The organism is Paracoccus laeviglucosivorans (assembly GCF_900182695.1).
GTDB classification, from domain to species: Bacteria; Pseudomonadota; Alphaproteobacteria; order Rhodobacterales; family Rhodobacteraceae; genus Paracoccus; species Paracoccus laeviglucosivorans.
Map to the genome: position 1 here is coordinate 1 of NZ_FXTK01000070.1, position 1,590 is coordinate 1,590.

Annotated in this window: 2 protein-coding genes; both read right to left on the reverse strand. The window is 64.5% G+C overall.

The genetic code is table 11. The features are described from left to right. Positions 1 to 1,319: NAD(P)(+) transhydrogenase (Re/Si-specific) subunit beta (locus FN835_RS21030; RefSeq protein ID WP_142665177.1), on the reverse strand; the 1,319-nt coding region annotated here is incomplete at its 3' end. A gap of 10 nt (positions 1,320 to 1,329) precedes the next feature. Then, a partial coding sequence (locus FN835_RS21035) for a proton-translocating transhydrogenase family protein (protein WP_185958802.1) occupies positions 1,330 to 1,590 on the reverse strand: 261 nt, incomplete at its 5' end.

Genomic DNA, 1,590 nt, shown 5'->3' on the forward strand with positions numbered 1-1,590 from the left:
TTCGACACGAAGACCTGTTTCGCCTTCCAGACCTCAAGGACCGGCATCCCGGCGATGGGGCTGTTGGGATCTTCCTGCGCCGCCGGGTTCACGATGTCGTTGCTGCCAATGACGATCACCACATCCGTGCTGGGGAAGTCCTCGTTGATCTCGTCCATCTCCAGCACGATGTCATAGGGCACCTTGGCCTCGGCCAGAAGCACGTTCATGTGGCCCGGCAGGCGGCCCGCGACCGGGTGGATCGCAAAGCGGACGTTCTTGCCACGCGCCCGCAGCTTGCGCGTCAGCTCGCTGACCGATTGCTGCGCCTGCGCCACGGCCATGCCATAGCCCGGAACGATGATCACCTCATCGGCGTCGTTCAGCGCTGCCGCCACGCCTTCGGCGTCGATGGCGATCTGTTCGCCCTCGATCTCCATCGCGGGGCCGGTTTCGCCGCCAAAGCCGCCCAGGATCACGCTGACAAAGTTGCGGTTCATCGCTTTGCACATGATATAGCTCAGGATCGCACCCGAGGAGCCGACCAGCGCGCCCACCACGATCAGCAGGTCATTGCCCAGCGTAAAGCCGATGGCCGCAGCCGCCCAGCCGGAATAGCTGTTCAGCATCGACACCACGACCGGCATGTCGGCCCCGCCGATCCCCATGATCAGGTGATAGCCGATGAACATGGCCAGCAGCGTGATGACCAGCAGCCACAGCACCGGTGCGCCGACCGAGCAATACAGGATCACCGCCAGCAGCGACAGCGCCGCCGCGCCCGCGTTCAGCACGTGACCGCCCGGCAGTTTCTTCGGCTTGCCGTCGATCTTGCCCGCCAGCTTGCCAAACGCCACGATCGAGCCGGTGAAGGTCACCGCGCCGATGAAGATCCCCAGCGCCACCTCGACCTTGAGCATGGCGATTTCCGCCGGGGTCTTGTGGGCCAGCACGGCGGCAAAGCCATCGAAATGCGCGGCTGCGTCCGCCGCCTTGGCGCGGATCACGCGGCCCAGCTCGAACTGGGCGTTGAAGCCGATCAGCACGGCGGCAAGGCCCACAAGGCTGTGCATCGCCGCGACCAGCTGCGGCATTTCCGTCATCTGGACGCGCTTGGCGACGACCCAGCCGACCGCGCCGCCAATCGCCAGCATGATGACCGACAGCAGCCAGTTGCCTGACCCCGGCCCGAACAGCGTCGCGGCCACCGCCAGCGCCATCGCGGCAATGCCATACCAGACCGCGCGTTTCGCGCTTTCCTGTCCCGAAAGTCCACCCAGCGACAGGATGAACAGGACGGCCGCGACCACATAGGCGGCGGTGCTTACTCCGAATTCCATCATGCCCTCCTTACGACTTCTGGAACATGGCAAGCATCCGGCGCGTGACCATGAAGCCGCCAAAGATATTGACCCCGGCCATCAGCACCGAAGCCGCGCCCAGCACCACCACCAGCCACGACCCCGAGCCGATCTGCAGCAAAGCGCCGACGATGATGATCGAGGAAATCGCATTGGTGATCGCCATCAGGGGCGTGTGCAGCGAATGGCTGACATTCCAGATCACCTGGAAGCCGACGAAGCAGGCCAGCACGAAGACCACGAAATGCGC